Source organism: Microvirga sp. P4_G7 (assembly GCF_056401005.1).
Genome location: NZ_JBFUKD010000721.1, coordinates 1 through 1,783, shown reverse-complemented (window position 1 = coordinate 1,783; position 1,783 = coordinate 1). Strand labels below are relative to the sequence as shown.

The 1,783-nt window shown below is 62.8% G+C and carries 2 protein-coding genes; one reads left to right on the top strand and one right to left on the bottom strand.

Annotated features, from left to right (window positions below; genetic code table 11):
- A partial coding sequence (locus tag AC1DT3_RS19990; RefSeq protein WP_477466960.1) for an OB-fold nucleic acid binding domain-containing protein occupies positions 1-209 on the bottom strand: 209 nt, incomplete at its 3' end.
- Between the two features lie 333 nt (positions 210-542).
- Between AC1DT3_RS19990 and rnd the strand changes: the two genes are divergently transcribed.
- Entirely contained in the window at positions 543-1,709 is a 1,167-nt protein-coding gene (gene rnd / locus AC1DT3_RS19985) for a ribonuclease D (RefSeq protein WP_477466959.1), read from the top strand.
- The last annotated feature ends 74 nt before the right edge of the window (positions 1,710-1,783 follow it).

The following is a 1,783-nucleotide window of genomic DNA, read 5'->3' as shown; positions in this document are numbered from 1 at the left end:
ACCCATTCCGAACGCAGGGTTTCGGCCTGTTTGAACGCTGGAGAATCCGGATCAACCACACATTGCGTCATGCCGTAATGATCGCGCAGATCGATGAACAGCACGCCGCCGTGATCGCGAATGCGATGGCACCAGCCCGAAAGACGGGTGATCTGGCCGACATCGGATTCGCGGAGCGCGCCGCAGGTGTGGGAGCGATAACGGTGCATCGGGGCGGTCATAGGAAGGAAGCCTGCTCGATTGGGTGTTTCGCGCAACATTCATGCGCGCCCTGGGAAGTCAAGGCGCAAGGCTGAAATAGCCAAGAACCGGGTCTCGTCGTCCAGTGGCACCGCGGCATTGGAGGCGACGACAAGGAGAGACGCCTCGGAGAACAATATCAGAACACCCGCCGGACGCTACGGCCCTGCCCAGTGGGCCGCGGTCGACGAGACGTCGGAAAGAATGCGGTCGAGGGTCGAAACCGGATTTTTGGACGAACATGGGGAATTGCGCGAACATGGGGTCGCGGATCTGCTCCGCTTCCGTTAAAAACCCTTTCCATGAACCTGATTGCCTCGACCGACGACCTCGCTCAAGCCTGCGCCCGTCTTTCCGCCCACCCGTTCATTACGGTCGATACGGAATTTCTGCGCGAGACCACCTATTATCCGAAGCTCTGCCTCGTCCAGATGGCAGGTCCGGATCCCGAGGACGCCTATCTGGTCGACCCCCTGTCGCCGGAGCTCGATTTGGCGCCCTTCATGGCGCTGATGGCGAACGAGGCGGTGATCAAGGTCTTCCATTCCGCGCGGCAGGATCTCGAGATCATCTGGAACCTGGGACGGCTGGTCCCCGCCCCTCTGTTCGATACTCAGGTCGCCGCCATGGTCTGCGGCTACGGCGATTCGGTCTCCTACGAGCAATTGGTCAATGACCTCGCGAAGGCGCGCGTCGACAAGTCGTCCCGCTTTACGGACTGGTCGCGCCGCCCCCTGACGGAAGCCCAACTGGTCTACGCCCTATCGGATGTCACCCATCTGGTGCAGGTTTACGAGGCGTTGATGGAGCAGCTGACGGCCAACGGGCGCCTCGCCTGGCTCAGCGAGGAAATGGCCGTTCTGACCTCCCCGGAGACGTATCAGGCCGACCCGGAGAATGCCTGGCGCCGATTGGGTGGCCGCCTCCGCAAGTCGAAGGAGATCGCCGTTCTGATGGAAGCTGCCGCCTGGCGCGAGCGAGAGGCCCAAAACCGCGATGTACCGCGCGGCCGCATTCTCAAGGACGACGCGCTGATCGACGTGGCAGTCTCTGCTCCACGCAGCGTCGAAGCCCTCGGCCGTTTACGGTCGATCCCCAACGGTTTCGAACGCTCGAAGACCGGGGGCGAGATTCTCGAAGCCGTGGAGCGTGGCCTTGCCCGCGACCCCGCGACAATTCCCGTGCCGGAGCGCAGCCGTGGACGCGGCGGCACCGGTGCGATCGTCGATCTGTTGAAGGTCCTTCTGAAGGCGGTGGCGGAGAACGAAGGCGTCGCCCCGAAGATCATCGCCACGGTGGAGGAACTCGAAGCCATCGCCGAAAGCGATACCGCCGAGGTCCCTTCCCTCCATGGTTGGCGGCGGAGCCTCTTTGGCGAGAAGGCGCTCGCGCTCAAGGGAGGCCAGTTGGGCCTGGTTTTGGACAAGGGGCGTGTCGCCGTGCGGACGCTCGCGGTCGAAGGCGGCTAGCCCGTCTTCAGCGCCAGAAAGTTGTTCTTGAAAAACTGGGTGAAGGCCCGGTGCTTGGGAATGTGTTCCGTCTG